Genomic DNA, 25,871 nt, shown 5'->3' on the forward strand with positions numbered 1-25,871 from the left:
CGTGAGCCCCACTTCCGCCGCTGCCACCGAGACCGTCGAGACCGAGGCCGGGACAGCCCGTGTCACCTGGTACCCCGCCGCCGACCCCCGCCTCGTCCTGGCCGTGAGCCATGGCGCCGGGGGCGGGATCGAGGCGGCCGATCTCCAGGCGCTGGCCGCCGTGCTGCCCGCGCACGGGGTGAGCGTCGCCCTGGTCGAGCAGCCCTGGCGGGTGGCCGGGCGCAAGGTGGCCCCCGCGCCGAAGACGCTGGACACCGGCTGGCGGGGCCTGTGGCCCGCGCTGGCCAGGCCCGGCCTGCCCGTGATCTCCGGCGGCCGCAGCGCGGGCGCCCGGGTCGCCTGCCGTACCGCCGGGGAACTGGGGGCCCGCGCGGTGCTCGCGCTGAGCTTCCCGCTCCATCCGCCGGGCAGACCCGAGAAGTCCCGCGCGGACGAGCTGCTCGGCGCCGGGGTGCCCACCCTCGTCGTCCAGGGCGGGAACGACCCCTTCGGCAGGCCGGAGGAGTTTCCTTCGGAGGGCGGGTTCGAACTCGTCGAGGTGCCCTTCGGCGATCACTCCTTCGCCGTACCGAAACGGGCCCCCGTGACCCGGGACGCGGCCCTGACGACCGTGACGGACGCCGCCGCGAGGTGGGCCACGTCACTCGGGTGACCCTCGGGAATGCCGCGCGGGGCACCGCTGTTGTGGCGGACAGAAGTGCTGGAGCGCCGGAGAGGCGTCGTCGCGGGAGAGGAAGTCAGCCGCATGGGTTCGACCGCATGTCCGAGTCGCAGCAGCCGTACTGACCTGGACTGGACGGTGCTGCACGCGGCCAGGACCGCTCCGATTCGAGCGGCGGCGGGTACGGGTCGTGTTCTATCCTCCGAAACGAGTGGGGCCGGTCTCGGCCTCGCGCGGGAACTTGAGGAGGTGGGTCCGGTCACCGGTACCGACGCAGGGGCCGGCAGCGGCCACGCGGAGCAGCCCGAGGACCAGGGCGTGAACGCGGAACCGGGCGCCGAGACGAGCAAGGAGCGCAGCGCGCGCTTCGAGCGGGACGCGCTGGAGTTCCTCGACCAGATGTACTCGGCCGCGCTGCGCATGACGCGCAACCCGGCCGACGCCGAGGACCTGGTGCAGGAGACGTACGCCAAGGCGTACGCCTCGTTCCACCAGTTCCGCGAAGGCACCAACCTCAAGGCGTGGCTGTACCGGATCCTCACCAACACCTTCATCAACTCGTACCGCAAGAAGCAGCGCGAACCCCAGCGCAGCGCGGCCGAGGAGATCGAGGACTGGCAGCTCGCGCGTGCCGAGTCGCACATGTCGACGGGCCTGCGCTCCGCCGAGTCCCAGGCGCTGGACCACCTGCCGGACTCGGACGTGAAGTCGGCGCTCCAGGCGATCCCCGAGGAGTTCCGCATCGCCGTCTACCTCGCGGACGTAGAGGGCTTTGCCTACAAGGAGATCGCGGACATCATGGGGACACCCATCGGTACGGTGATGTCCCGGCTGCACCGGGGCCGCCGCCAACTGCGCGGCATGCTGGAGGACTACGCGCGCGAGCGCGGCCTGGTCCCCGCGGGCGCCGGAGAGTCGGACGAAGCGAAAGGCTCGGGCTCATGAGCTGCGGAGAGCCGCACGAGACGGACTGCAGTGAGGTCCTCGACCACCTGTACGAGTTCCTCGACAGCGAGATGCCGGACGTCGACCGCGACAAGTTCCAGCACCACTTCGAGGAATGCCACCCGTGCCTGGAGAAGTACGGTCTGGAGCAGGCCGTCAAGAAGCTGGTCAAGCGGTGCTGCGGACATGACGACGTCCCCGCCGACCTGCGCGCCAAGGTCATGGGCCGGATCGAGTTGATCCGCTCGGGCGGCACCGTCCCCGAGCATGACGTGACCACGGTCGCCCGCGAGACCTGATCGGCGCCCCCGTCACCCGAACGTGCTAATCCCACCGGACTGACCCCCGCACTCCCCGTACCCCGTCCTACGCTCCACCCGGACGGGGCACGGTCGGGGAGGGCGGCATGGAGGCGGTTCCGGCACGAGCACGGGCCTGCGTGGCCGGCGCCGCCGTACTCGCCGCGCTCTGCGCACTGCCCCCGCCGGCCGGCACCCCCGTCCCGTGGGCGCAGCTGACCGCCCTCGCCGCGCTCTACGCGCTGTGCGACCAGGTCGTCCGCCGCCGCTTCGGCGGCACCTTCTATCCCGTCCTGCTCGCCGGGGCCTTCCTGCTGCCCCCGGCCGCCGCCGCGCTCGTCCCGCTGCCCGCGGCGCTGCTCTCCCCGGTCGAGCACGCGCCGGCGCTCCCGCGCCGCGTCTGGCGCGCGGCCCGTCCCTCGCTCGCCGTCTGGGCCGCCGCCCGCGTGCACCACGCGCTCGACGGCGAGGCCGCCGTCGACGACTCCGCCTTCCCCTACGCGCTGCTGCCCGCCGGTGCCGCCGTGCTCGCCTTCTGCCTGGTGCTCACCCTGCTCGACGGCGCCATGCACGCGGCCGCCGACCGGGTTCCGCTCCGCCGGGCCTGGCGCGGCGTCTTCGGCCGCTCCCTGGCCCCCGTCGCCGCGCACGGCCTCGCCGGACTGATGACCGCCGTGCTCTGGCGCAGCCCCTACGGGCCCGTCGCCGCGCTGCTCGTGCTGCTGCCGATGGGCGTCTCCTGCTGGGTGTTCGCCCAGTACCACCGCGAACGCGCCGCCCACCAGGCCACCATCCGCGCACTCGTCCAGGCCGTCGACATCAAGGACGGCTACACCCGCGGCCACAGCGAGCGCGTCGGACGGGCGTCCATGATGATCGCCCGCCAGCTCGGCATGGACGACGCGCGCGTGGAGGTGCTCCGCTTCGCCGGCATCCTGCACGACGTCGGCAAGCTCGGCGTGCCCACCCGGCTGCTGCGCAAGGACGGCCCGCTCACCCCCGAGGAACGCCGGATCATCGAGCTCCACCCCGAGTACGGCCACGAGATGACCCGCGGGATCTCCTTCCTCGGGGAGGCCCGCGCCGCGATCCTGCACCACCACGAACGCCTCGACGGCAGCGGCTACCCCTACGGCCTCGCCGGGAGCCAGATCCCCGAGTGCGCCCGCCTGGTCGCCGTCGCCGACGCCTTCGACGCCATGACCTCCACCCGCTCCTACAGCCGGGCCCGCCCGGTCGAGACCGCCGTCGCCGAGCTGGAGCGGTGCGCGGGCGTCCAGTTCGACCCCCGAATGGTCGGCGCGCTCGCCGCCGCCCTGCGCCGGCACGGCTGGCACCCCGAGGTCACCGCCGACGAACCGGCCGCGGGCGGTCCGCCCCGCCAGCGCGCCCACGGCCGGACCACGGGGGCGCACCGATGACCGCCCGGCGCCTCATCCACGGCGCCGCCGCCCTCGTCGCGGCCGTCGCGCTCGGCGTCACCCTGTGGACCGGCGTCGACGACCGGGGCACCGCGCTCGCCTTCGGCGTCCTCATATCCGTCGGCGAACTCACCCGCTGGAAGGGCGGCGGCAGCCGCCGCGCCGCCCCCCTCGGCACCGCGGGCTCCCTCTCCTACGCGCTGCTCGGCGCCGACGCCGGACACCCCGCCCGGCACGGCGCGGCCCAGATCGTCACCGTGGTGCTCGTGGCCTCCCTGCTCGGCGGCGTCCCGCACATCTGGCGCGGCCGCACCCCCACCCTCGACCATCTGGCCCGGCGCCTGCTCACCGTCGGCTTCGCCGCGGTCTGCTTCCAACCCCTCTACGCCAGAGGCGTGTTCGACCACTGGGACGGCTCCGCCTACGCCCTGCTGCTCCTCGCCCTGCTCGCGCTGACCGCCCTGTGCGACGCGGTGCTGGCCGCCGCGCTCGCCCGCTCCCGCACCCGCTGGCCGTTCGGGCCGCTGCTGCGCGAGGAACTGCGCGGGCTGCTCGGCATCGGCTCCGCCGTCTGCGCCACCGGCGCGGTGATGGCGCTCGCGGTCGCCGTCGCCGGACTGTGGGCGCTGCCGGTGTTCTGCCTCCCGCTGCTCCTCACCCAGTTGTCGCTGCGCCGGTACGCCGCGGTGCGGGCCACCTACCGGCAGACCATCACCTCCCTGGCCCGCGCCACCGAGATCGCCGGGTACACCCCGGCCGGGCACGCCCGCCGGGTCGCCGCCCTGAGCCTCGCGGTGGGCCGTGACCTGGGGCTCACCGGGACCGAGCTGACCGTGCTGGAGCACGCGGCCCTCATGCACGACATCGGCCAGCTCAGCCTGGTCGACCCCGTGCACGCGGGCGCCACCGCCGGCCTGTCCGGTGCGGAGCAGCGGCGCATCGCCCTGCTCGGCGGCGCCGTGGTCCGGCAGACCGGGGTGTCCTCGGCCGTCGCCGTGGTCGTGGAGCGGCAGGCCGACCCCTACCGGGAGCAGCCGGTCGCCGCCCGGATCGTGCGCGCGGTCAACGCGTACGAGGAGAAGGCGCGCGAGGCGGGGGCCGGCGGCCCGCTGTGCGCGCTGGAGGAACTGCGGCTCGCCACCGCCGGGGACTACGCCCCCGAGGTGGTGGAATCGCTGGCGCGGGTCCTGTCCCGCGACTGTCTGACCTTGCCCTCGGCTGGGTAACCGATGGGTAATGAGCGCCTCTCCCGCGTGACGTGGTTGGATGCGAGGGAGAGGCAGTCCGGGGGCAAGAGCCAGCCCACTGAGCGGAACGGAACTGGCAGGCGGGAATCGTGAGGATCTTCGGCAAGGTACGGAACCGGCCCTCCGCCTCCTGGCGGCAGGCCACCGACAGGGCGTTCACGCTCATCGGCGACGGCCGGTACGAGGACGCGGGCGAGCTGCTGACCCGCGCGGCCGATCTGGAGCCCTGGCTCGCCGAGTCCTGGTTCAACCTGGCCCTGCTGCACAAGTTCCGGCACGACTGGGAGCAGGCCCGCGCCGCCGGGCTGCGCGCGGTGGCCCTGCTGGACCGGGGGACCGGCGCGCCCGACTGGTGGAACGTCGGCATCGCCGCCACCGGACTCCAGGACTGGCCGCTGGCCCGCCGCGCCTGGCAGGCCTACGGGCTGAAGGTGCCCGGCGGCGCCACCGCGCTCGGTGAGCCGCTCGGCATGGAGCTGGGCAGCGCGGCCGTACGGCTCTCCCCCGAGGGTGAGGCCGAGGTGGTCTGGGGACGCCGGCTGGACCCCGCCCGGATCGAGGTGCTGTCCATCCCGCTGCCGTCCTCCGGGCGGCGCTGGGGCGAGGTCGTCCTGCACGACGGTGTCCCGCACGGTGAGCGCACCACCTCCACCGGGCACTCCTATCCGGTCTTCGACGAGATCGAGCTGTGGGCGCCCTCGCCGGTGCCGACCTGGGTGGTGCTGCTGGAGGCGGCGACCGAGGCGGACCGGGACGCGCTGGAGCAGCTTGCCGCTGACGCCGGTTTCGCGGCGGAGGACTGGTCGTCTTCGGTGCGGTTGCTGTGCCGGATGTGTTCTGAGTCGCGGATGCCTTCCGACGAGGGCGAGGGCGTGCACCTCGATCCCCACGACCACAGTGAGCCCGGTCATCCCGGTCCGCTGGGGCACCGGACCGACGGGCAGCTGTGGGTGCCGGAGCGGGAGTGCGGGATCGCCGCGCCGGCTTCGCTGGTCCGGGGGCTGCTGGACGGGTGGGTCGCGGACAGTCCTGATTCCCGGGACTGGCGGGATCTCGAAGAGGTCTGCTGAGGCTCCTGCGGCGAGCCCGCCCACGTACCCTGTATCCGCTAGTCCCCCCATGTTTGTTTTGAGGAAGGCGTCACTCGGTCATGGCTCAGCAGGACACCGATCAGCAGCAGGCGGGCGTGCTCCCCGTCGACGACGAGGGCTATGTCGTCGACACCCAGGACTGTGAGGAGCGCGAGACGGCCTGGCGTGAGCGGGGGACCTCGCGGCCGATCACGGTCGTCGGCAACCCGGTGCTGCACAAGGAGTGCGCGGACGTCACCGAGTTCGGCCCCGAGCTCCAGACGCTCGTCGCGGACATGTTCGCCAGCCAGCGCACCGCCGAGGGCGTGGGCCTGGCCGCCAACCAGATCGGTGTGAGCCAGAAGGTCTTCGTCTACGACTGCCCGGACGACGACGGCGTCCGCCACGTCGGCGTGATCTGCAACCCCGTGCTGGCCGAGCTGCCCGCCGGTGCGCGCCGCCTGGACGACAGCAACGAGGGCTGCCTGTCCGTGCCCACGGCGTACGCGCCGCTCGCGCGCCCCGACTACGCCGAGGTGACCGGGCAGGACGAGAAGGGCAACCCGGTCAAGGTCCGCGGCACCGGTTACTTCGCCCGCTGCCTCCAGCACGAGACGGACCACCTGTACGGGTACCTGTACATCGACCGCCTCTCCAAGCGTGACCGCAAGGACGCGCTGCGGCAGATGGCCGAGAACGAACCGCGCTACGCCGTGGTCGCCAACGACTGACCGGAGCGCGCGGCACCGCCGCCACGGCACCGAACAGCCACGACGCCCGGCCGGGGACCTCCCCGGCCGGGCGTCGTTCGTCTGTTCGCCGAAAGAATCCCGGCGACTTGGGGTAGTGAATGGAGCAAATCCGTTCCCCTAACGGTCAGTTGTAGTGCTGAATGGGGGTGCGGGGATACGCAACGGCGCACGCCCGGCACGGCAAGGAGGGGCGTGTGCTCCTGGCGGTCGAGAGGGGACAGTTCGTGCATGCTTTCTCACGCGGCACCACATCGGCGACAGCGGTCGCGGTACCACCCTCCCTCGCGCTTCCGGTGATCGAGGCGTCCTTTCCCCGGGAGCTGCACCCGTATTGGCCCAGGCTCCAGGAGAACACCCGGCACTGGCTGCTGGAAAAGCGGCTCATGTCCCCGGACAAGGTCCGCGAGTACGCCGACGACCTGCGCTACACGGATCTGATGGCCGGGTACTACCTGGGCGCCCCCGACGACGTGCTCCAGGCCATCGCCGACTACAGCGCGTGGTTCTTCGTCTGGGACGACCGGCACGACCGCGACGTCGTGCACGGCCGGACCGAGGACTGGCGCCGGCTGCGACAGCGTCTCCATACCGCGCTCGACGCACCCGAGGACCATCTGCACCACCAGGACGCCCTGGTTGCCGCCTTCGCCGACAGCGTGCTGCGGCTCTGCGCGTTCCTGCCGCCCGCCTGGAACCAGCGCTTCGCCCGGCACTTCCACGAGGTGATCGAGGCGTACGACCGCGAGTTCCGCAACCGCGTCCAGGGCCGGGTGCCCGGTGTCGAGGAGTACCTCGCGCTGCGGCGGCTCACCTTCGCCCACTGGATATGGACCGACCTCCTGGAACCCAGCGCCGGATGCCTGCTCCCCGACGCGGTCCGGAAGAACCCCGCCTTTCGGCGCGCGGCGCTGCTGAGCCAGGAATTCGCCGCCTGGTACAACGACCTGTGCTCGCTGCCGAAGGAGATAGCGGGCGACGAGGTGCACAATCTCGGAATCAGTCTCGTCACCCATTCCGGGCTCACTCTCGAAGAAGCCGTCGAAGAACTCCGGCGCCGCATCGAGAAATGCGTCAGTGAATTCACCGAAGCCGAGCGCGAGGCACTGGAGTTCGCCGACCGGCTCGCCGACTCGACCGTGCGCGGAATGGAACTGAGCGCCGCCGTGCGGACCTGCGTCGGCAATATGCGGAACTGGTTCAGCACCGTCTACTGGTTCCACCACGAGTCCGGCCGCTACATGGTCGACAGCTGGGAGGACCGGTCCACACCCCCGTACGTCAACAACGAAGCGGCAGGTGAGAAATGACCGTCGACGCCGTCGGTCCCGGGACGCTGGAAGTGGCCGGATCGAAGGAGCCGCCCCTCGCGGGAGGCGCCGTCCCGGTGTTCGGGCACGGCCTGAAACTGGCCCGCGACCCGCTCGCGTTCATGTCACAACTGCGCGACCACGGTGAGGTGGTGCGCCTGAAGCTCGGCCCCAAGACGGTGTACGCCGTCACCGCGCCGGCGCTCACCGGCGCACTCGCGCTGAGCCCCGACTTCAAGATCGACGGACCGGTCTGGGAGTCGCTGGAGGGGCTGCTCGGCAAGGAGGGCGTGGCCACCGCCAACGGCCCGCTGCACCGCCGCCAGCGCCGCACCATCCAGCCCGCGTTCCGGCTCGCCGCGATCCCCGCCTACGGGCCGATCATGGAGGAGGAGGCGCACGCGCTCACCGAGCGCTGGCGTCCGGGGCAGCCCGTCGACGCCACCTCCGAGGCGTTCCGGGTCGCCGTGCGCGTCGCGGCCCGCTGCCTGCTGCGCGGCAGGTACATGGACGAGTGCGCGGAGCGGCTGAGCACGGACCTCGCCACCGTCTTCCGGGGCATGTACCGGCGCATGGTGCTTCCCCTCGGCGCGCTGTACCGGCTGCCGTTCCCGTCCCACCGCGAATTCAACCGGGCACTGGCCGATCTGCATCTGCTGGTCGACGAGATCGTGCACGAGCGGAGGGAGTCGGGCCAAAGGCCGGACGATTTGCTGACGGCTTTGCTGGAGGCCAAGGACGGCAATGGCGACCCCATCGGCGAACAGGAGATCCACGACCAGGTCGTCGCCATACTGACCCCCGGAAGCGAGACAATCGCCTCCACGATCATGTGGCTTCTCCAGATCCTCGCGGACCATCCGGAGCACGCCGAGAAGGTGCGCGCGGAAGTTGAATCGGTAACCGGCGGTGCGCCGGTCGGATTCGAGCACGTCCGCGCGCTCGGCCATACGAACAATGTCGTCCTGGAGGCCCTCCGGCTGCGGCCCGCCGTATGGATATTGACCCGGCGCGCGCTCACCGACACCGCACTGGGTGTCTATCGCATTCCGGCCGGGGCGGACATCATCTACAGCCCCTACGCGATTCAGCGCGACAGCCGTTCCTACGCCCGCCACCTCGACTTCGACCCCGACCGCTGGCTGCCGGGGCGGGCCGAGGAGGTGCCGAAGTACGCCATGAGCCCCTTCAGCGTCGGCAACCGCAAGTGCCCGAGCGACCACTTCTCCATGGCCATGCTCAGCCTGATCGTCGCGGCGGTCTCGGCGAAGTACCGCTTCCGCCAGGTCGAGGACTCGGACGCCACCACCCGGGTCGGCATCACCCTGCGCCCGCACCGGCTGCTGGTCGAGCCCGTGGAGTGGTGAGGGGCCCGGCCGCGCCGCCGGCGCGCGTTCAGGCGGCCTCGGGGCCCCGGAACGCGCGCCGGTAGGCGTTCGGGGTGGTGCCGAGCGCCCGCACGAACTGGTGGCGCAGGGCGGCCGCGTTGCCGAACCCGGCCCGCCAGGAGATCGAGTCCACCGTCTCGTCTGTCGCCTCCAGCAACTCCTGTGCCAGCACCACGCGTTGGCGCAGAATCCAGCGGTACGGCGTGGTGCCGGTCTCCTGCTGGAAGCGGCGGGCGAAGGTGCGCGGGGACATGTGCGCGCGAGCGGCGAGCTGCTCGACGGTCACCTCCTGGTCGAGGTGCTCCTCCATCCACGCCAGCACCTCGCCCACGGTGTCGCAGGGGCCCTTGGGCAGCGGGCGCTCGATGTACTGGGCCTGGCCGCCGTCGCGGTGCGGGGGCACCACCATCCGGCGGGCGATCTTGTTGGCGACCTCGGGGCCCTGCTCCTTGCGGACCAGGTGCAGACAGGCGTCGATACCGGCCGCCGTGCCCGCGGACGTGATCACCGGGTCCTCGTCGACGTAGAGCACGTCCGGCTGGACGGTGACGCGCGGATGGCGCCGGCTCAGCTCGTCGGCGTGGTGCCAGTGCACGGCGCACCGGCGTCCGTCCAGCAGCCCCGCCTCGGCCAGCACGAACACCCCCGAGCACACGCTGAGCACCCGCGCGCCGCGGGCCACGGCCCGGCGCAGGGCGTGAAGCAGTTCGGGGGGATAGACGCGGGACACGTAGGTCTCGCCGGCCGGGACGGCGATCAGGTCCGCCTCCTCCAGCCGCTCCAGACCGTGCGGGGTGGAGACGGTGAAGCCGCAGTGGGTGTCCAGGGTGGGCCCCTCGGCGGAGGCGACCGCGAAGTCGTAGACCGGCAGTCCGTCCTCGCTGCGGTCGATGCCGAACACCTCGCACACCACCCCCAGCTCGAAGGGGTGCACTCCGTCCAGCAGGACCGCGACCACGTTCTTCAGCATGCTGCCAGTGTGCCTCGGCGCTGGCAGGAATTCGAGGGCTCATGGCACTCCTGCCAGTGTTGGACAGGAGCGTTCAGCGCGAGGCTGATGACATGAACGGAAACCAGATCGAAGGTCTCATCGGAATGGTCGCCACCCTCGGCATCCTGGTCCTCCTGGTCCTGCCCTCCGTGATCGGCATCGCACGCGACCGGCGCGCGGACCGACAGATCAGGCAGGCCCAGAAGGACCAGGGAAGGGAGATTCAGCAGACTCAGAAGTCCTCGTCCAGGTCGACGGTGCCCTCCACCGCCACCTGGTACGCCGACGGACGGCGCTCGAAGAAGTTCGTCAGCTCCTGAACGCCCTGCAGCTCCATGAAGGAGAAGGGGTTCTCCGAGCCGTACACCGGGGCGAAGCCGAGGCGGGTGAGCCGCTGGTCGGCGACGCACTCCAGGTACTGCCGCATCGACTCGGTGTTCATGCCGGGCAGGCCCTCACCGCACAGGTCGCGGCCGAACTGCAGCTCGGCCGCGACGGCCTCCCGGATCATGTCCGTGACCTGCTGCTCCAGCTGGTCGTCGAACAGCTCCGGCTCCTCCTTGCGGACGGTGTCGACCACGTCGAAGGCGAACGACATGTGCATCGTCTCGTCGCGGAACACCCAGTTGGTGCCGGTGGCCAGGCCGTGCAGCAGGCCCCGGCTGCGGAACCAGTAGACGTACGCGAAGGCGCCGTAGAAGAACAGGCCCTCGATGCACGCCGCGAAGCAGATCAGGTTCAGCAGGAACTTGCGGCGGTCCGCCTTGGTCTCCAGCCGGTCCAGCTTGTCGACCGAGTCGATCCACTTGAAGCAGAACTCGGCCTTCTCCCGGATGGAGGGGATGTTCTCCACCGCCGCGAACGCGTCCGCGCGGTCCTCGGGGTTCGGCAGGTAGGTGTCGAGCAGCGTCAGGTAGAACTGGACGTGCACGGCCTCCTCGAAGAGCTGACGGCTCAGGTAGAGCCGCGCCTCGGGGGAGTTGATGTGCTTGTACAGCGTCAGCACCAGGTTGTTCGCCACGATCGAGTCACCCGTGGCGAAGAACGCCACCAGGCGGCCGATCAGGTGCTGCTCCTCGGGGGAGAGCTTCGCGAGGTCGGCGACGTCCGAGTGGAGGTCGACCTCCTCGACGGTCCAGGTGTTCTTGATCGCGTCCCGGTAGCGCTCGTAGAAGTCCGGGTAGCGCATGGGGCGGAGAGTCAGCTCGAAGCCGGGGTCGAGCAGGTTCTTGGTGGTCATAACAGTCGGCGCGAAGCGCCGTCCTCCAGGGGTGGTGGTCGGGCGACGGGCGGGAATTACTGGCAGGCCTCGCAGGACTCGGGGTTTTCCAGGGAGCAGGCGACGGCGTCGGGGTCGGCCGCCTGCTGGACGGGGATGGTCTTGGCCTCCGGGGCGCGGCCCCCGGCGGCGCGGGCGATGCGGGTCGCCGGACGCGAACGCAGGTAGTACGTGGTCTTCAGCCCCGACTTCCAGGCGTAGGAGTACATCGAGGAGAGCTTGCCGATGGTCGGCGTCTCCAGGAACAGGTTCAGCGACTGCGCCTGGTCGAGGAACGGGGTCCGCGCGGCGGCCATGTCGATCAGGCCGCGCTGCGGGATCTCCCACGCCGTGCGGTACAGCTTCCGCACGTCCTCGGGAATCCACGCGAAGCCCTGCACCGAGCCGTTGGCCTCGCGCAGCTCCTCGCGGGTGCGGGCGTCCCACACGCCGAGGTTCTTCAGCTCCTGCACCAGGTACGCGTTGACCTGGAGGAACTCACCCGACAGCGTCTCGCGCTTGAACAGGTTGGACACCTGCGGCTCGATGCACTCGTACACGCCCGCGATGGAGGCGATGGTGGCCGTCGGCGCGATCGCCAGCAGCAGCGAGTTGCGCATGCCGGTCTGGGCGATCCGGGCGCGCAGCGCCTCCCAGCGCTCGGGCCAGGTCAGCTCGACGCCGTAGTGGTCGGGGTGCAGCACGCCGCGGGCGGTACGGGTCTGCTCCCAGGCGGGGAGCGGGCCGTTGCGCTCGGCGAGGTCGGCGGACGCCTCGTAGGAGGCCAGCATGATGCGCTCGGCGATCTTCGTGGACAGCGCCTTCGCCTCGGGGGAGTCGAAGGGGATGCGCAGCTTGAAGAAGACGTCCTGCAGACCCATGGCGCCCAGGCCCACCGGACGCCACTTGGCGTTGGACCGGCCGGCCTGCTCGGTCGGGTAGAAGTTGATGTCCACCACGCGGTCGAGGAAGGTCACGGCGGTGCGGACGGTCTCGTCCAGGCGCTCCCAGTCGATGTCGCCGTCGGCCACGAAGGCGCCGAGGTTCACCGAGCCGAGGTTGCAGACCGCGGTCTCGCCGTCGTCGGTGACCTCCAGGATCTCCGTGCACAGGTTGGAGGAGTGGACCACGTTGCCCGGCAGCGCCGTCTGGTTGGCGGTGCGGTTGGCGGCGTCCTTGAAGGTCATCCAGCCGTTGCCGGTCTGCGCGAGGGTGCGCATCATGCGGCCGTACAGCTCACGGGCCGGCATGGTCTTCTTCGCCAGGCCCGACTCCTCGGCCTTGCGGTAGGCCGCCTCGAACTCCGGGCCCCACAGGTCCACCAGCTCCGGCACGTCCGCCGGGGAGAACAGCGACCACTGCTCGTCGACGTTGACCCGGCGCATGAACTCGTCCGGAATCCAGTGCGCCAGGTTCAGGTTGTGCGTACGGCGCGCGTCCTCACCGGTGTTGTCGCGCAGCTCCAGGAACTCCTCGATGTCGGAGTGCCAGGTCTCCAGGTACACCGCCGCCGCGCCCTTGCGCCGGCCGCCCTGGTTCACCGCGGCCACCGAGGCGTCCAGCGTCTTCAGGAACGGCACGATGCCGTTGGAGTGCCCGTTGGTGCCCCGGATCAGCGAGCCCCGGCTGCGGATGCGGGAGTAGGACAGACCGATGCCGCCGGCGTGCTTGGAGAGGCGGGCCACCTGGTGGTAGCGGTCGTAGATCGAGTCCAGCTCGTCCAGCGGCGAGTCCAGCAGGTAGCAGGACGACATCTGGGGGTGGCGCGTACCGGAGTTGAACAGGGTCGGCGAGGACGGCAGGTAGTCCAGGCGGCTCATCAGGCCGTACAGCGCGGCGACCTCGTCGACGGCCGGGGCGCTGTCGTTCTCGGCCAGGCCGCTCGCCACGCGCAGCATGAAGTGCTGCGGGGTCTCGACCACCTTGCGGGTGATCGGGTGGCGCAGCAGGTAGCGGCTGTGCAGGGTGCGCAGGCCGAAGTAGCCGAACCGGTCGTCGGCGCCGGTGTCGATCAGGGCGTCCAGGCGGGCGGCGTGCAGCGCCACGAAGTCGGCGGTGCGGTCGGCGACCAGACCCTCGCGGTGGCCCACGGACACCGACTCGGTGAAGCACGTCACGCCCTGCGAGGCGGCCTCGGCGCGGATGGAGAGGGTGAGCAGCCGGGCGGCCAGCCGGGAATAGGCCGGGTCCTCCGAGATCAGACCGGCGGCGGCCTCGGTGGCCAGCTCGCGCAGCTCCGCCTCGTCGGCGCGCGCCGACCGGCCGCGCAGCGCGGCGGCCGCGACCCGTCCGGGGTCCGCGTCGGGGAGATCGGCGGTCAGCTCGGTCAGGGTCCGCAGCAGCGCGGCGCCGGGACCGTCGTTCTCCACAGGGGCCTTCGTCGCCGGGGTGGCTGAAGCCGGGTCGGCAGGCGCGATGGTCACGTGGGGCTCTCCCTCGCTGGGCACGGGGCCAGGCGGAGAGCAGGAAGGCACGAGCGCGCGCGGCGTCGCGTCCACCGGCCCACTCCACGAGGCCCGGACGTCTTCGGGCACCCGGACCGGACGGCCGGGCGCAGCTGTCGACAGGTCCTCGGACTGACTCCGGCGTGCGCGAAGCACGCAAGTACACCGTTGCGGGACAGTTCCGGATTCGCACCGGATTCCCCTGCGGCGACAGCGAGCACGAGCATACATCTAGTGCCGGGCTGTCGTGTCACCCCCAGATGTTGTGTCTGTTGTGTGTCACGGCGGCTTCAAAGCGTCAACTCGTAGGTGAGCAGGGCGAGGTCCCACAGGTCCGGCAAAGGGTTCCAGTCGCGGTCCGGGGTACGCCGGAAACCGAGGCGTTCGTAGATCCGGTGAGCGGTGTGCATCGCCGGCTGGGTGGACAGGACGAGGCTCCGGCACCCCTCGACGGCCCGTGCGCGCTCGGCACAGGCGCGTACGAGCGCCTCCCCGGCTCCCTGCCCGCGGCCGGCGTGCGCGACCGCCAGCATGCGCATCTCGGCCTCGCCGGGACCCGCGATGTCGGCCATGGGTCCGCCCGAGGGGACGAAGGTCACCCCGCCGAGCAGCACGCCCCCGCGCTCGGCCACCAGGATCTGTGCGGCGGCCGCCCGCCGGGCCACGTCCCGCAGCTCGCGCAGGTAGGGGTCGCTCTCGCCGAAGTCCAGCAGCCCGTCCTCAAGGTACGCCCGCGCGGTGATCTCGCCCAGAGCGGCGTATTCGGCCGGCTCGGCGGCTCTGATGATGAGGTCCATGACCGGGAGTGTGTACGACGACGGGCCGCCGTCGCTCTCGCTTTACGGCGGCCCGTGACCGGTCGGACGTGAGTCGTCCTAGTGCGCGCTGCCCGCCGTGGCCGGGGGCAGTTCGACCTCGACGCCGGGGTCGCCCGCGTCGGCCGTGTAGTCGGCCGGGCTGGTCTCGTCGACGCCGTCGGGGGCCTTCACGGCCTTCAGGACGAAGGTGAGGACCACGGTGACCACGACGTTCAGCACGAACGCGGTGAGGCCGATGTAGCCGATCTCACCGATGCCGGGGATCTCCTTGGCCGAGCCGCCGAAGTGCTTCTGGGTCGGCGAGGCGACCCCGTACGCGGCCAGCGTGCCGTAGAGCATGCCGACCGCCCAGCCCGCCAGCAGCGCCCAGCGGTGGAACCAGCGGGTGAACAGGCCGCCGACCAGGGCCGGGAAGGTCTGCAGAATCCAGATGCCGCCCAGGAGCTGGAAGTTGATCGCCACCGTCTTGTCCATGGTGAGGACGAAGACCAGCGCGCCCACCTTCACCAGCAGCGAGACCAGCTTGGAGATCTTGGTCTCCTGCTCGGGCGTCGCGTCGGGCTTGATGAAGTCCTTGTAGATGTTGCGGGTGAACAGGTTCGCGGCCGCGATCGACATGATCGCCGCCGGCACCAGCGCGCCGATGCCGATCGCCGCGAAGGCCACGCCCGCGAACCAGTCCGGGAACATGTCCTCGAACAGCTGCGGGATGGCGAGCTGCCCGTTGGTGACCTTCACCCCGGCCGCGATCGCCATGAAGCCCAGCAGCGCCAGCAGTCCGAGCATCAGGGAGTACAGCGGCAGGATCGTGGTGTTGCGCCGGATGACGTCGCGGCTCTTGGAGGAGAGGGTCGCGGTGATCGAGTGCGGGTACATGAACAGCGCGAGCGCCGAGCCCAACGCCAGCGTGGCGTAGGTCCACTGGCCCGCCGGGGCCGGGACGATGCCGCCCGCCCCCGCGGCGGTGTACTTCTCGCCCGCCTTGGCGAAGATCTCGTCGAAGCCGCCGAGCTTGATCGGGATGTAGATGATCGCCACCGCGATGACGATGTAGATCAGCGTGTCCTTCACGAACGCGATCATCGCCGGGGCGCGCAGACCCGAGGAGTAGGTGTAGGCCGCCAGCACGCCGAACGCGATCAGCAGCGGCAGGTCCTTCACGAACCAGTTGGTGTCCTCGCCGCCGCCCACGCCCATCACGTCCAGCACCGCCTGGATGCCGACGAGCTGGAGCGCGATGTACGGCATGGTCGCCAGGATGCCGGTGACCGCCACCGCCAGCGACAGCCCCTTGGAACCGAACCGGCCGCGCACGAAGTCGGAGGTGGTGACATAGCCGTGCCGGTGCGAGACCGACCACAGCCGGGGCAGGAAGGTGAAGATCAGCGGGTACACCAGGATCGTGTACGGCACCGCGAAGAACCCGGCCGCGCCGGCCGCGTAGATCGCCGCGGGCACCGCGACGAAGGTGTACGCGGTGTACAGGTCGCCGCCGAGCAGGAACCAGGTGATCCAGGTGCCGAACGAACGGCCGCCCAGGCCCCATTCGTCCAGCGAGTGCTCGTTCTCGGCCTTGCGCCAGCGCGAGGCGAGGAAGCCCAGGACCGTGACCGCGAGGAAGAAGAAGACGAAGACGCCGAGCGCCACGCCGTTGACGCCGTCCTTCACCGGGAAGTACCCCCGTTCTTGACCTTGCGGGAGCGCTGGTCGCGCTGCCAGAGCTGGTACGCGGTCATGGTGAGCGAGGTGGAGACCAGCACCCACAGCATCTGGTACCAGTAGAAGAACGGGATGCCGATGAAGGTCGGGTCCACCTTGGAGAAGGAGCCCACCCACAGCATCGCCACGAACGGCGCCACGAGACACAGTCCGATGACGACACGGACCGGTGTCACCACCGGTTGCCTCTGTTCAGAATCTTCGGGCATGCCGGACTCCGTCCCTCGTTGATCACTGCGTAATGCGCACGCAATCTAGGTGACGGCACGGCGGAGCGGAAGCCCTCGTCCGGGTATCGATATGACGATGTGAGCTGGTGGGGGCGGTGTGAGCGGAACCTGTCAGTCCTGGGGACGCCTCAGCCGCGCCACGAACTTGTAGCGGTCGCCGCGGTAGACCGAGCGCACCCACTCCACCGGCCGGCCCTCGCGGTCCACGGAATGCCGGGACAGCAGCAGCATCGGCAGGCCCACGTCGGTGCCGAGCAGGCTCGCCTCGCGCGGGGTGGCCAGCGAGGTCTCGATGGTCTCCTCGGCCTCGGCCAGGTGCACGTCGTAGACCTCGGCGAGCGCGGTGTACAGCGAGGTGTACTTCACCAGTGAACGGCGCAGCGCCGGAAAGCGCTTGGCGGATAGGTGGGTGGTCTCTATGGCCATCGGCTCGCCGTTGGCCATGCGCAGCCGCTCGATGCGCAGCACCCGGCCCCCGGCGCTTATGTCCAGCAGTCCGGCGAGCCGGTCGTCGGCCGTGATGTAGCCGATGTCCAGCAGCTGCGAGGTGGGTTCGAGCCCCTGGGCGCGCATGTCCTCGGTGTAGGAGGTGAGCTGGAGCGCCTGGGCGACCTTGGGCTTGGCGACGAAGGTGCCCTTGCCCTGGATGCGTTCGAGCCGGCCCTCGACCACCAGTTCCTGGAGCGCCTGGCGGACCGTGGTGCGCGAGGTGTCGAACTCCGCGGCCAGCGTGCGCTCGGGCGGCACCGGCGTGCCCGGCGGAAGCGTCTCCGTGATCTCCTGGAGATGCTTCTTCAGACGGTAGTACTTGGGCACGCGCGCGGTACGGACGGTCGCGCCGGCCTCGTTCTCCGCCCTGCTGACGTCGGTGCTCATGGCTGCCTTCCCGGCTCCGGATGCCGAAAGCGACCGACATCGCCATCGGTCACGGCTCACATCGTGGCACGGCCGCGCGCGGGCGGGTGCGCCCGCACGCTCCGTGATCTCCCTGTATACCGCCGCACCCCTGGTTGGTCTAGTCCACCCGTGCGGCACGCTCCCGTGGTCCAGTGGAACTGGTCCGTCCGATCTGTCGGGTTGCGCAATGAAAGGTCCCTGCATATCTCGGTCGCGTCACGGACATCCTGACCCCGCCTGAACACCCTTGACAGCCCATTTGGTCTGGGCCAAGCTCCCCGTGCTGGTCTACACCATTGGTCCAGTCCCGGCTCCGAGGGCGGTTCGACGCGCGAGTGTGACACCGCGGGGAGGCAGGGGGGTTGTGGGCATCCCTGAGGAGGATGGCGTGAAGCGCAGACTGATAGCCGCGATCGGGGTCGCGGGCATGATCGTCTCCATCGCCGCGTGCGGCAGCGAGGACGACAAGGGGGCGGGCAGCGACCAGTTGACGGTCTGGCTCACCGTCGACGCGCAGAACAACTGGCCCGACCTGGTCAAGGCCGCCGACGCCGCCGTGAAGAAGAAGCACCCCGACCTGACGATCAAGCACGAGTACTACGGCTGGCCGGACAAGAACGCCAAGCTGGACGCCGTACTCGCCACCGACAAGGCCCCCGACGTCGTCGAGATGGGCAACAGCGAGATGCTCGGCTACATGGTCAAGGGCGCCTTCGCCCCGCTGGAGCCCGGCAAGTTCGCCGCCTCCGACGCCTGGCTCGACGGCCTGAAGACCTCGGTCACCTACGACGGCAAGACCTACGGCGTGCCGTACTACGCCGGTGGCCGCGTCGCCAACTGGCGCAAGGACGTGGCCGCCTCGGTCGGCGTCAAGACCCCGCCGAAGACCTACGCCGAGCTGACCGCCGCGCTGGACAAGATCCAGAAGAAGGAGGGGGACAAGTTCAACGCCTGGTACCAGCCCACCCGTGACTGGTACGCGGGCATGTCCTTCGTCTACGACGCGGGCGGCGCCATCGCCGAGGAGCAGGGCGGCAAGTGGAAGGCGACCCTCTCCTCGCCGGAGTCGGTCAAGGGCCTCACCGCCTACAAGCAGATCCTCGACAAGTACATGCACGGCGACAAGACCAAGGACGAGGCCGACCGCTACCTCGTCTACGGCCAGGGCAAGTCGGCCATGATCTTCGCCGCCGCCTGGGAGGGCGCGACCTCCGCCGACCCGGCCAACGACAAGACCGGCAAGCTCAAGGACAACCTCGAGAACTTCGTGATGCCCGGCCCGTCCGGCAAGAACATGCCGGTGTTCCTGGGCGGTTCCGACCTCGCCGTCCCGGTGAAGTCCCGCAACCAGGACGTCGCCGCCGAGTGGATCAACGCCTTCACCGGCCCCGAGGGCCAGAAGGGCCTGATGGCCAAGGGCAACCTGCCCAACAACAAGACCGACCTCGCCACCCTGAAGAACTCCCCGGAGACCGCCGTGCCGGCCACCGCGGCCGAGTCCAACTGGTTCGTGCCGATGGCCCCGGGCTGGGGTCAGGTGGAGAAGGCGCAGGTCCTGCAGACCATGCTCCAGCAGATCGGCACCGGCAAGAAGTCGGTCCAGGACGCCGCCACGGCGGCGGACGCCGCGATCGACAAGGTCATCAACACCAAGTGACCCGGGTGCGCCGCGCGGGCCAGCGGGCCCGCGCGGCGCCCGCCGTACCGCCTGCACCGGACTTCAGGGATCGCCGAGGAGCACGATGAGTGCCGCAGACACGACCACGCCTGCCAAGGTGCCGCCGCCGCGGCAGGCGCCGCCGCCCGGCCCCGCGCCCCGGCGGCCCCGACCCGGCTCCGCCAAGGGCGCCACCGCCACCCCCTGGCTGCTGCTCGCGCCCTGTCTCCTGATCCTCGCCGGCGTCATGGGCTACCCCCTGGTCCGGCTGGTCACGCTGTCGTTCCAGAAGTTCGGCCAGTCCCAGCTCTGGGGGTTCCAGGAACCTCGGTCCGCCGGGTTCGGCAACTTCACCGCGGTGCTCGGCGACGGCGAGTTCTGGCGGGTCGTGCTGCGTACCGTCCTCTTCGCCTTCGGCGCGGTCGCCCTCACCATGCTCCTCGGCATGCTGATCGCGCTGCTGCTGAGGCGGGTCTCCGGCTGGGTGAAGACCCTCGTCAACATCGCCCTCGTGGCGAGCTGGGGCATGCCCGTCATCGTCGCCACCACGGTCTTCAAGTGGCTCTTCGACGCCGACTACGGAATCCTCAACGCCCTGGTCAGCAAGCTCCCCGGCGTCGACCTGATCGGCCACAACTGGTTCGCCAGCGGGCCCGAGGGCCTCGCGGTGATCATGCTGCTGGTGGTCTGGGGCGCGGTGCCCTTCGTGGTCATCACGCTCAGCGCCGGGCTCACCCAGGTCCCCGCCGAACTGGAGGAGGCCGCCCGGCTGGACGGCGCGGGCGCCTGGGGCGTCTTCCGGTACGTCACCCTCCCCGTGCTCAAGCCGGTGGTCGTCATGCTGACGACCCTCTCCGTCATCTGGGACATGGGCGTCTTCCCGCAGGTCTTCGTGATGCGGGGCGGCCACCCCGAGGCCCAGTTCCAGCTGCTGACCACCTACTCCTACGACCGCGCCTTCGTGGTCAACGACTACGCCCAGGGCTCCGCCATCGCCCTCATCACCGTGGTGCTGCTGCTCGGCGTCGTCGCCGTCTACATGCGCCAGATGCTCAAGATCGGAGAGGTCGAGTGACCAGCACGGCTTCCCCCGCCCGCCGGACCGCCAGGGCCGGCTGGAACATCCTCGGCCTCCTCGTCTTCGCCACCGTCGGCTTCCCCGTCTACTGGATGCTCGACACCGCGATCAAGCCGGCCAAGGACGCCATCGACCCCGACCCCAGCCTGCTGCCCACCGGGTTCACCCTGGACAACTTCGGGCGGGCCTTCGACATCGCCGACTTCTGGGGCCCGGTCGGCCGCAGCCTGGCCGTCTCGCTGTCCGTCGTCGTCATCGGCGTCGTCGTCGGCATGCTCGCCGCGCTCGCCATCTCCCGGTTCGCCTTCCGAGGCCGGAAGATCGTGATCATCGGCATCCTCGCGGTACAGATGGTGCCGTTGGTCGCCATGATCATCCCGGTCTTCCTGCTGCTGAACGACCTGCATCAGTACGACAAGCTCAGCGGGCTGATCATCACCTACCTGACCTTCATCCTGCCGTTCACGGTGTGGACCCTGCGCGGCTTCATCGTCAACATCCCGCGCGAGCTGGAGGAGGCCGCGATGGTCGACGGCTGCTCCCGCACCGGCGCCTTCGTCCGCGTCGTCTTCCCGCTGCTCGCCCCCGGCATGGTCGCGACCTCCGTCTACGGCTTCATCCAGGCATGGAACGAGTACCTCTACGCCCTGATGCTGCTCAGCCAGGAGAACCAGACGGCCACCGTCTGGCTCGGCAACTTCACCACCAAGCACGGCACCGAATACGCCCCCATGATGGCCGGAGCCACCATGATGGCCCTGCCGATCGTCGTGCTGTTCCTCCTCGTCCAGCGCAAGATGGCCGCGGGCCTGACCGCGGGCGCCGTGAAGGGATAACGCACCCGATGACGACAATCGCCCGCGGTACCGACACCCTGACGCGCGACGCGCTCACCGTCCTCCAGCCCGGCTTCACCGGCACCACCGCCCCCGACTGGCTGCTGCGCCGGCTCGGCGAGGGCCTCGCCTCGGTCGGCCTGTTCGGCCGCAACATCGTCTCGCCGGACCAACTGGCCTCACTCACCGCCCAGTTGCGTGCCGAGCGCCCCGAGGTGCTGGTGGCGATAGACGAGGAGGGCGGTGACGTCACCCGCCTGGAGGCCCGCAGCGGCTCCTCCTTCCCCGGCAACCACGCCCTCGGTGCGGTGGACGACGTGGAGCTGACTCACGCGGTCGCCCGCGAACTCGGCCGCCGCCTCGCCGAGTGCGGGGTCCGCCTCAACTGGGCGCCCTCCGCCGACGTCAACTCCAACCCCGGCAACCCGGTCATCGGCGTCCGCTCCTTCGGCGCCGACACCGGCCTGGTCGCCCGGCACACCGCCGCCTACGTCACCGGCCTGCAGTCCGCCGGGGTCGCCGCCTGCACCAAGCACTTCCCCGGCCACGGCGACACCTCCGTCGACTCCCACCACGCGCTGCCCCGCATCGACGTCCCCGCCGACGTCCTCCACGCCCGCGAACTGGCCCCCTTCCGCGCGGCCCTCGCGGCGGGCACCCGCGCGGTGATGAGCGCCCACATCCTGGTCCCCGCCCTGGACCCGGACCGCCCCGCGACCCTCTCCCGCCCGGTCCTCACCGACCTGCTGCGCGGCGAACTCGGCTACCAGGGGCTGATCGTCACCGACGGCATGGAGATGCGCGCCGTCTCCGGCACCTACGGCATCGAGCACGGCAGCGTCCTCGCCGTCGCGGCCGGCGCCGACGCGATCTGCGTGGGCGGCGGCCTCGCCGACGACGAGACGGTACGGCGGCTGCGCGACGCCCTGGTGGCCGCCGTGCGCTCCGGCGAACTGCCCGAGGAGCGCCTCGCGGACGCCGCCCGCCGGGTACGGGAACTCGCGGAGTGGAGCGCGGGTACGGCCGGCAAGGACTTCGCCCCCGACGCCGAGGTCGGCCTGCGTGCGGCCCGCCGGGCCCTCGTGGTGACCGGCGGCGAGTCCTTCACGCCGTTCACCGAGGCGCCCTATGTCGCCGCCTTCACCCCGGTCGCCAACATCGCGGTCGGCGACGAGACTCCCTGGGGCGTGGCCGCCGAACTGGCCCGGCTGCTCCCCGGCACCCTGACCGGCAGCTTCACCGGCGAATCGGCCGGCGCCGACGCCCTCGCGGCGGCGGGGGAGCGCCGGGTGGTCGCGGTGGTCCGGGACGAGCACCGGCACCCCTGGATGAGTGAGGCCCTGACCACCCTGCTGACCGCCCGCCCGGACACCGTGGTCGTCGAGATGGGCGTCCCGCAGGCGCCGCCGCGCGGCCTGCTCCACCTGGCCACCCACGGCGCGGCCCGCGTCTGCGGGCGGGCCGCGGCCGAGGTCGTCGCGGGCGCGTGAGCCCGGCTTCCGTCCCCGTGGTGCGCCCACGGGGACGGAAGAGTCTCTACAGGCCCTGCCACTCCGGCTTGTGGGCGTAGGTGTGGCGGAAGTAGTCCGCCAGCTTCAGCTTGGAGGCCGCGGCCTCGTCGGCGACCACCGTGGCGTGCGGGTGGAGCTGGAGCGCGGAGGCGGGGCAGATCGCGGCGACCGGTCCCTCGACCGTGGCCGCGACCGCGTCCGCCTTGCCCTCGCCGGTGGCGAGCAGCACCAGGTGGCGGGCCTCCAGGATGGTGCCGATGCCCTGGGTGATCACGTGGTGCGGGACCTGGCCGATGTCGCCGTCGAAGAAGCGGGCGTTGTCGATCCGGGTCTGCTCGGTGAGCGTCTTGATCCGGGTGCGCGAGGCGAGCGAGGAACACGGCTCGTTGAAGCCGATGTGCCCGTCGGTCCCGATGCCGAGGAGCTGGAGGTCCACCCCTCCGGCCGCGGCGAGCGCCCGGTCGTACTCCTCGCACGCCGCCTGGACGTCGGCGGCCGTGCCGTCCGGGCCCATGAACGCGTCCATGCCGATGCCGAGCGGCTCCAGCACCTCGCGGCGCAGCACCGAGCGGTAGGACTCGGGGTGCTCGGCGGGCAGCCCCACGTACTCGTCGAGCTGGGCGATCCTGGCCCGGCGGGTGTCCACGGCGCCGGAATCCACCCGGGCCGCGAGGGCCTGGTAGACGGGCAGCGGGGTGGAGCCGGTGGCCACCCCGAGCAGGGCGTCGGGCCTGCGACGCAGCAGCCGGGCCATGGCCTCGGCTATCAGCTCGCCGCCCGCCGCGGCGTCCGGGACGATGACAACTTCCACGCTGGGCCTGCCGATCTGGAAGAGGGCCGACGGTCCTGGGGACCGGGGGAACGCCTGCTATGTGGTTTAGACCAATCTAACAGAGCGGCCGTGCCGGACGCCCCGGGAATCGCCCGCCCGACGGGCCCCCATGGCGGCCCCGGCCCGGCTAGGCTGGCCGCACGGCGCCCCTGTGGCCGCCCCGGGTTCGGGTCGCTTCCGACCATGGACACACCCTCGTGGTCTAGTCCAGAATGCGAGGGAGGCAAACGCAGGACGACAAGCTGAAAAGCCTCCGCCCTCCCCGCACAGGAAGGCGGATCGAGGAACCGGTGCTCTCTGCCCTGACTGCTCCGGCTCCTCGGCCTTCGGCCGACCGGGACCGCACACCCCACGGCCGATGATGCTCCGGGCTGCGGCGCGGGGAGGGTTGAGGGTCCCTCTCAGGCGCCGCGGCCCGCGGGTGTCTTTCCGGCCGGTGCCGCGCCCCCGGTACGCTCGCAGCGTGCCCTCCATGAACGAACTCGTCCGCCAGCACACCACCCTCGGGGACACCGACCTCGAGTGGCTCCATCTGCTGGTCTCGGAGTGGCAACTGCTCTCCGACCTCTCCTTCGCCGACCTCGTGCTGTGGGTCCCCACCAGCGACGGCACCCGCTACGTCTCGGTCGCCCAGATGCGCCCCAACACCGGTCCCACCTCCTACCAGGACGACATGGTCGGCCACCTTGTCCCGCGCGGGCGCCGCCCCATGCTGGACGCGGCCCTGGACGAGGGCCGGATCGTGCGCGAGGGCGACCCGGAATGGCGCGAGGAGGTCCCCGTACGGGTCGAGTCCATCCCCGTCCGCCGGGAGGGCCGCGTCCTCGGGGTGATCGCCCGCAACACCAACCTGCTGACCGTGCGCACCCCGAGCCGGCTGGAGCTCACCTATCTGCAGAGCGCCTCGGACCTCGCGCAGATGATCGCGGCCGGCTCCTTCCCGATGCCCGACCAGCAGGTCGACATGGACGCCTCCCCGCGCGCGGGCGACGGCCTGATCCGGGTGGACGCGGACGGCATCGTCCAGTACGCCTCCCCGAACGCGCTCTCCGCGTACCACCGCCTCGGGCTCGCCGCCGACCTGGTCGGCCACCACCTCGGGCAGACCACCGCCGAACTCGCCCCGACCCGCGGCCCGGTGGACGAGGCGCTGGCCAAGGCGGCCAGCGGCTACGCGCCCCGCGAGTTCGAGATCGAGGCGAACGACGGGGTGATCCAGTTCCGGTCCATCCCGCTCAAGCCCAAGGGCACGCGCATCGGTTCCCTGGTGCTCTGCCGGGACGTCACCGAACTCCGCCGCCGCGAGCGGGAGTTGATCACCAAGGACGCCACCATCCGGGAGATCCACCACCGGGTGAAGAACAACCTCCAGACCGTGGCCGCCCTGCTCAGGCTCCAGGCCCGCCGCATCGACTCCGAGCGCGGCCGGGAGGCGCTGGAGGAGGCCGTGCGCCGGGTCGGCTCGATCGCCATCGTGCACGAGACGCTGTCTCAGAACCTGGACGAGCGGGTGGAGTTCGACGACATCGCCGACCGGGTGCTGGCCATGGTCGCCGAGATCTCGCCGGGCAAGGTGACCGGCCGGCGCACCGGCCGCTTCGGCTGGCTGGACGCCGAGGTCGCCACCCCCCTGTCGATGGTGCTGACCGAAGTGCTGCAGAACGCCCTGGAACACGGCTTCCGCGAGGGCGACACCGGCACGGTCGAGGTGTCGGCGGTGCGCGGCGGCACCACCAAGGAGTCCCGGCTGCTGGTCACCGTCCAGGACGACGGGGTCGGCCTGCCCGAGGGGTTCGACCCGCACACCGCGGGCAACCTCGGCCTCCAGATCGTCCGGACCCTGGTCGAGGGCGAACTGGGCGGCACCTTCGACATGGTGCGGGCGCCGGAGCGCGGCACCCAGGTGATCCTGGACATCCCGGTGCGCCCGCAGAAGTGACGCCGGGCGGCGCGGGGGCCGGCGCGGGCAAGCGAAAAGCCCCGGACCGGTGACGGTCCGAGGCTGTTGCTCGTTGCTGAGCTGCTCCGTCGGGACGGAGCAACCCCCGGGTCGGCGGGGCCGAGAGCCGGGGGGAGCATCGGGGGGTACTGCGCGCTGCGGCTCGGGGGCGGGAGAAGCGTGTCGCCCGGTCGGACCGGGCCACGCGCCGCCAAGCTCAGGCTGTCAGCAGGGGTGACTCGTCAGGCGGAAGCCTGGCGAGCACGGTTGCGGGCGGCGCGGCGCTTCATCGCGCGACGCTCGTCCTCGCTCAGACCACCCCAGACGCCGGAGTCCTGACCGGACTCGAGCGCCCACTGCAGGCACTGCTCCATGACGGGGCAGCGACGGCAGACGGCCTTGGCTTCCTCGATCTGCAGCAGCGCGGGACCGGTGTTGCCGATGGGGAAGAACAGCTCGGGGTCTTCCTCGCGGCAAACGGCGTTGTGACGCCAGTCCATGGCTGCTACCTCTCCTTGGTATTACATGCACATTGCTTGTGAATGTGAACGCTTTCACGAGTCCCTCAACA

24 protein-coding genes and 1 riboswitch are annotated in these 25,871 nt (G+C 71.0%); of the genes, 15 read left to right on the forward strand and 9 right to left on the reverse strand.

All coding sequences use genetic code 11. The features are described from left to right. The first annotated feature begins 1 nt into the window (after position 1). The 9 genes from ABZ898_RS01155 to ABZ898_RS01195 all read left to right on the forward strand — a co-directional run bounded on the left by ABZ898_RS01155 (position 2) and on the right by ABZ898_RS01195 (position 9,069). Positions 2–652, forward strand: a complete 651-nt coding sequence (locus tag ABZ898_RS01155; RefSeq protein ID WP_361651517.1) for an alpha/beta family hydrolase — start codon at positions 2–4, stop codon at positions 650–652. Positions 653–910: 258 nt separating this feature from the next. After that, on the forward strand, positions 911–1,606 hold the full coding sequence (locus ABZ898_RS01160; RefSeq protein WP_361651519.1) for a sigma-70 family RNA polymerase sigma factor: 696 nt from the start codon (positions 911–913) through the stop codon (positions 1,604–1,606). Further along, on the forward strand, positions 1,603–1,905 hold the full coding sequence (rsrA, locus tag ABZ898_RS01165; RefSeq protein ID WP_361651521.1) for a mycothiol system anti-sigma-R factor: 303 nt from the start codon (positions 1,603–1,605) through the stop codon (positions 1,903–1,905). Before ABZ898_RS01160 ends, rsrA begins: the two co-directional genes overlap by 4 nt. 107 nt (positions 1,906–2,012) lie before the next feature. Further along, complete coding sequence (locus ABZ898_RS01170) at positions 2,013–3,326, forward strand: HD-GYP domain-containing protein (RefSeq protein ID WP_361651523.1); 1,314 nt, start codon at positions 2,013–2,015, stop codon at positions 3,324–3,326. Next, positions 3,323–4,552 (forward strand): metal-dependent phosphohydrolase, encoded by a 1,230-nt coding sequence (locus ABZ898_RS01175; RefSeq protein WP_361651525.1) that lies wholly within the window; start codon positions 3,323–3,325, stop codon positions 4,550–4,552. The genes ABZ898_RS01170 and ABZ898_RS01175 overlap by 4 nt, the downstream gene beginning before the upstream one ends. Positions 4,553–4,662: 110 nt before the next feature. Continuing rightward, positions 4,663–5,643 (forward strand): tetratricopeptide repeat protein, encoded by a 981-nt coding sequence (locus ABZ898_RS01180; RefSeq protein ID WP_361651527.1) that lies wholly within the window; start codon positions 4,663–4,665, stop codon positions 5,641–5,643. Positions 5,644–5,723: 80 nt separating this feature from the next. Beyond that, positions 5,724–6,374: a peptide deformylase gene (gene def, locus ABZ898_RS01185; RefSeq protein ID WP_361651529.1), complete on the forward strand. Its 651-nt coding sequence runs from the start codon at positions 5,724–5,726 to the stop codon at positions 6,372–6,374. A gap of 245 nt (positions 6,375–6,619) precedes the next feature. Continuing rightward, positions 6,620–7,702 (forward strand): epi-isozizaene synthase, encoded by a 1,083-nt coding sequence (cyc1, locus tag ABZ898_RS01190; RefSeq protein ID WP_361651531.1) that lies wholly within the window; start codon positions 6,620–6,622, stop codon positions 7,700–7,702. Then, positions 7,699–9,069, forward strand: a complete 1,371-nt coding sequence (locus tag ABZ898_RS01195) for a cytochrome P450 (protein ID WP_361651533.1) — start codon at positions 7,699–7,701, stop codon at positions 9,067–9,069. The genes cyc1 and ABZ898_RS01195 overlap by 4 nt, the downstream gene beginning before the upstream one ends. A 28-nt stretch (positions 9,070–9,097) precedes the next feature. On the opposite strand, the gene ABZ898_RS01200 is transcribed toward ABZ898_RS01195, so the two are convergent. Continuing rightward, positions 9,098–10,060: a helix-turn-helix domain-containing protein gene (locus ABZ898_RS01200; RefSeq protein ID WP_361651535.1), complete on the reverse strand. Its 963-nt coding sequence runs from the start codon at positions 10,058–10,060 to the stop codon at positions 9,098–9,100. 92 nt (positions 10,061–10,152) lie between these two features. Here ABZ898_RS01200 and ABZ898_RS01205 point away from each other — a divergent pair, with 92 nt between their 5' ends. Continuing rightward, positions 10,153–10,401: a hypothetical protein gene (locus ABZ898_RS01205; protein WP_361651537.1), complete on the forward strand. Its 249-nt coding sequence runs from the start codon at positions 10,153–10,155 to the stop codon at positions 10,399–10,401. Here the strand turns inward: ABZ898_RS01205 and ABZ898_RS01210 are convergent. The 6 genes from ABZ898_RS01210 to ABZ898_RS01235 form a co-directional block, all read right to left on the reverse strand. Next, the gene (locus ABZ898_RS01210; RefSeq protein WP_361651539.1) at positions 10,314–11,321 is read right to left on the reverse strand and encodes a ribonucleotide-diphosphate reductase subunit beta; all 1,008 of its coding nucleotides are present in this window, start codon (positions 11,319–11,321) and stop codon (positions 10,314–10,316) included. The genes ABZ898_RS01205 and ABZ898_RS01210 overlap by 88 nt on opposite strands. A 56-nt stretch (positions 11,322–11,377) precedes the next feature. Further along, positions 11,378–13,762 (reverse strand): ribonucleoside-diphosphate reductase subunit alpha, encoded by a 2,385-nt coding sequence (locus ABZ898_RS01215; protein ID WP_361651541.1) that lies wholly within the window; start codon positions 13,760–13,762, stop codon positions 11,378–11,380. A gap of 143 nt (positions 13,763–13,905) precedes the next feature. Continuing rightward, positions 13,906–13,985: riboswitch (cobalamin riboswitch) on the reverse strand. 88 nt (positions 13,986–14,073) lie between these two features. After that, the gene (locus ABZ898_RS01220) at positions 14,074–14,580 is read right to left on the reverse strand and encodes a GNAT family N-acetyltransferase (protein WP_361651543.1); all 507 of its coding nucleotides are present in this window, start codon (positions 14,578–14,580) and stop codon (positions 14,074–14,076) included. A gap of 78 nt (positions 14,581–14,658) precedes the next feature. Further along, positions 14,659–16,269, reverse strand: a complete 1,611-nt coding sequence (gene mctP / locus ABZ898_RS01225) for a monocarboxylate uptake permease MctP (protein ID WP_361651545.1) — start codon at positions 16,267–16,269, stop codon at positions 14,659–14,661. After that, entirely contained in the window at positions 16,266–16,529 is a 264-nt protein-coding gene (locus ABZ898_RS01230) for a DUF3311 domain-containing protein (protein WP_361651547.1), read from the reverse strand. The genes mctP and ABZ898_RS01230 overlap by 4 nt, the downstream gene beginning before the upstream one ends. 132 nt (positions 16,530–16,661) lie before the next feature. Further along, on the reverse strand, positions 16,662–17,426 hold the full coding sequence (locus ABZ898_RS01235) for a GntR family transcriptional regulator (protein ID WP_161148126.1): 765 nt from the start codon (positions 17,424–17,426) through the stop codon (positions 16,662–16,664). 409 nt (positions 17,427–17,835) lie between these two features. Between ABZ898_RS01235 and ABZ898_RS01240 the strand changes: the two genes are divergently transcribed. From ABZ898_RS01240 to ABZ898_RS01255, 4 genes are all read left to right on the forward strand, one after another. Then, complete coding sequence (locus tag ABZ898_RS01240) at positions 17,836–19,104, forward strand: extracellular solute-binding protein (RefSeq protein WP_361651549.1); 1,269 nt, start codon at positions 17,836–17,838, stop codon at positions 19,102–19,104. An 85-nt stretch (positions 19,105–19,189) separates the two neighbouring features. After that, positions 19,190–20,179, forward strand: coding sequence for a sugar ABC transporter permease (locus ABZ898_RS01245; RefSeq protein WP_361651551.1), 990 nt, complete (start codon positions 19,190–19,192; stop codon positions 20,177–20,179). Beyond that, positions 20,176–21,018, forward strand: a complete 843-nt coding sequence (locus ABZ898_RS01250) for a carbohydrate ABC transporter permease (RefSeq protein WP_361651553.1) — start codon at positions 20,176–20,178, stop codon at positions 21,016–21,018. The genes ABZ898_RS01245 and ABZ898_RS01250 overlap by 4 nt, the downstream gene beginning before the upstream one ends. A gap of 8 nt (positions 21,019–21,026) precedes the next feature. Further along, positions 21,027–22,508 (forward strand): glycoside hydrolase family 3 protein, encoded by a 1,482-nt coding sequence (locus ABZ898_RS01255; protein ID WP_361651555.1) that lies wholly within the window; start codon positions 21,027–21,029, stop codon positions 22,506–22,508. 46 nt (positions 22,509–22,554) lie between these two features. On the opposite strand, the gene nagB is transcribed toward ABZ898_RS01255, so the two are convergent. Continuing rightward, positions 22,555–23,340, reverse strand: coding sequence for a glucosamine-6-phosphate deaminase (nagB, locus tag ABZ898_RS01260; RefSeq protein ID WP_361651557.1), 786 nt, complete (start codon positions 23,338–23,340; stop codon positions 22,555–22,557). 484 nt (positions 23,341–23,824) lie between these two features. Between nagB and ABZ898_RS01265 the strand changes: the two genes are divergently transcribed. Continuing rightward, positions 23,825–25,300, forward strand: a complete 1,476-nt coding sequence (locus ABZ898_RS01265; RefSeq protein WP_361651559.1) for a PAS domain-containing sensor histidine kinase — start codon at positions 23,825–23,827, stop codon at positions 25,298–25,300. A 242-nt stretch (positions 25,301–25,542) separates the two neighbouring features. Here the strand turns inward: ABZ898_RS01265 and ABZ898_RS01270 are convergent, their stop codons facing one another. Further along, positions 25,543–25,800: a WhiB family transcriptional regulator gene (locus tag ABZ898_RS01270; protein WP_016639615.1), complete on the reverse strand. Its 258-nt coding sequence runs from the start codon at positions 25,798–25,800 to the stop codon at positions 25,543–25,545. Positions 25,801–25,871: the final 71 nt, after the last annotated feature.

It is taken from the genome of Streptomyces sp. NPDC046860 (genome assembly GCF_040645115.1).
In the GTDB taxonomy this organism is placed as follows: Bacteria; Actinomycetota; Actinomycetes; order Streptomycetales; family Streptomycetaceae; genus Streptomyces.

Coding starts and splice junctions, on each gene's coding strand:
- rsrA (WP_361651521.1), top strand. CDS start 1,603: ATGAGCTGCGGAGAGCCGCACGAGACGGACTGCAGTGAGGTCCTCGAC.
- ABZ898_RS01170 (WP_361651523.1), top strand. CDS start 2,013: ATGGAGGCGGTTCCGGCACGAGCACGGGCCTGCGTGGCCGGCGCCGCC.
- ABZ898_RS01175 (WP_361651525.1), top strand. CDS start 3,323: ATGACCGCCCGGCGCCTCATCCACGGCGCCGCCGCCCTCGTCGCGGCC.
- def (WP_361651529.1), top strand. CDS start 5,724: ATGGCTCAGCAGGACACCGATCAGCAGCAGGCGGGCGTGCTCCCCGTC.
- ABZ898_RS01195 (WP_361651533.1), top strand. CDS start 7,699: ATGACCGTCGACGCCGTCGGTCCCGGGACGCTGGAAGTGGCCGGATCG.
- ABZ898_RS01200 (WP_361651535.1), bottom strand. CDS start 10,060: ATGCTGAAGAACGTGGTCGCGGTCCTGCTGGACGGAGTGCACCCCTTC.
- ABZ898_RS01205 (WP_361651537.1), top strand. CDS start 10,153: ATGAACGGAAACCAGATCGAAGGTCTCATCGGAATGGTCGCCACCCTC.
- ABZ898_RS01210 (WP_361651539.1), bottom strand. CDS start 11,321: ATGACCACCAAGAACCTGCTCGACCCCGGCTTCGAGCTGACTCTCCGC.
- ABZ898_RS01220 (WP_361651543.1), bottom strand. CDS start 14,580: ATGGACCTCATCATCAGAGCCGCCGAGCCGGCCGAATACGCCGCTCTG.
- ABZ898_RS01230 (WP_361651547.1), bottom strand. CDS start 16,529: ATGCCCGAAGATTCTGAACAGAGGCAACCGGTGGTGACACCGGTCCGT.
- ABZ898_RS01235 (WP_161148126.1), bottom strand. CDS start 17,426: ATGAGCACCGACGTCAGCAGGGCGGAGAACGAGGCCGGCGCGACCGTC.
- ABZ898_RS01245 (WP_361651551.1), top strand. CDS start 19,190: ATGAGTGCCGCAGACACGACCACGCCTGCCAAGGTGCCGCCGCCGCGG.
- ABZ898_RS01255 (WP_361651555.1), top strand. CDS start 21,027: ATGACGACAATCGCCCGCGGTACCGACACCCTGACGCGCGACGCGCTC.
- ABZ898_RS01270 (WP_016639615.1), bottom strand. CDS start 25,800: ATGGACTGGCGTCACAACGCCGTTTGCCGCGAGGAAGACCCCGAGCTG.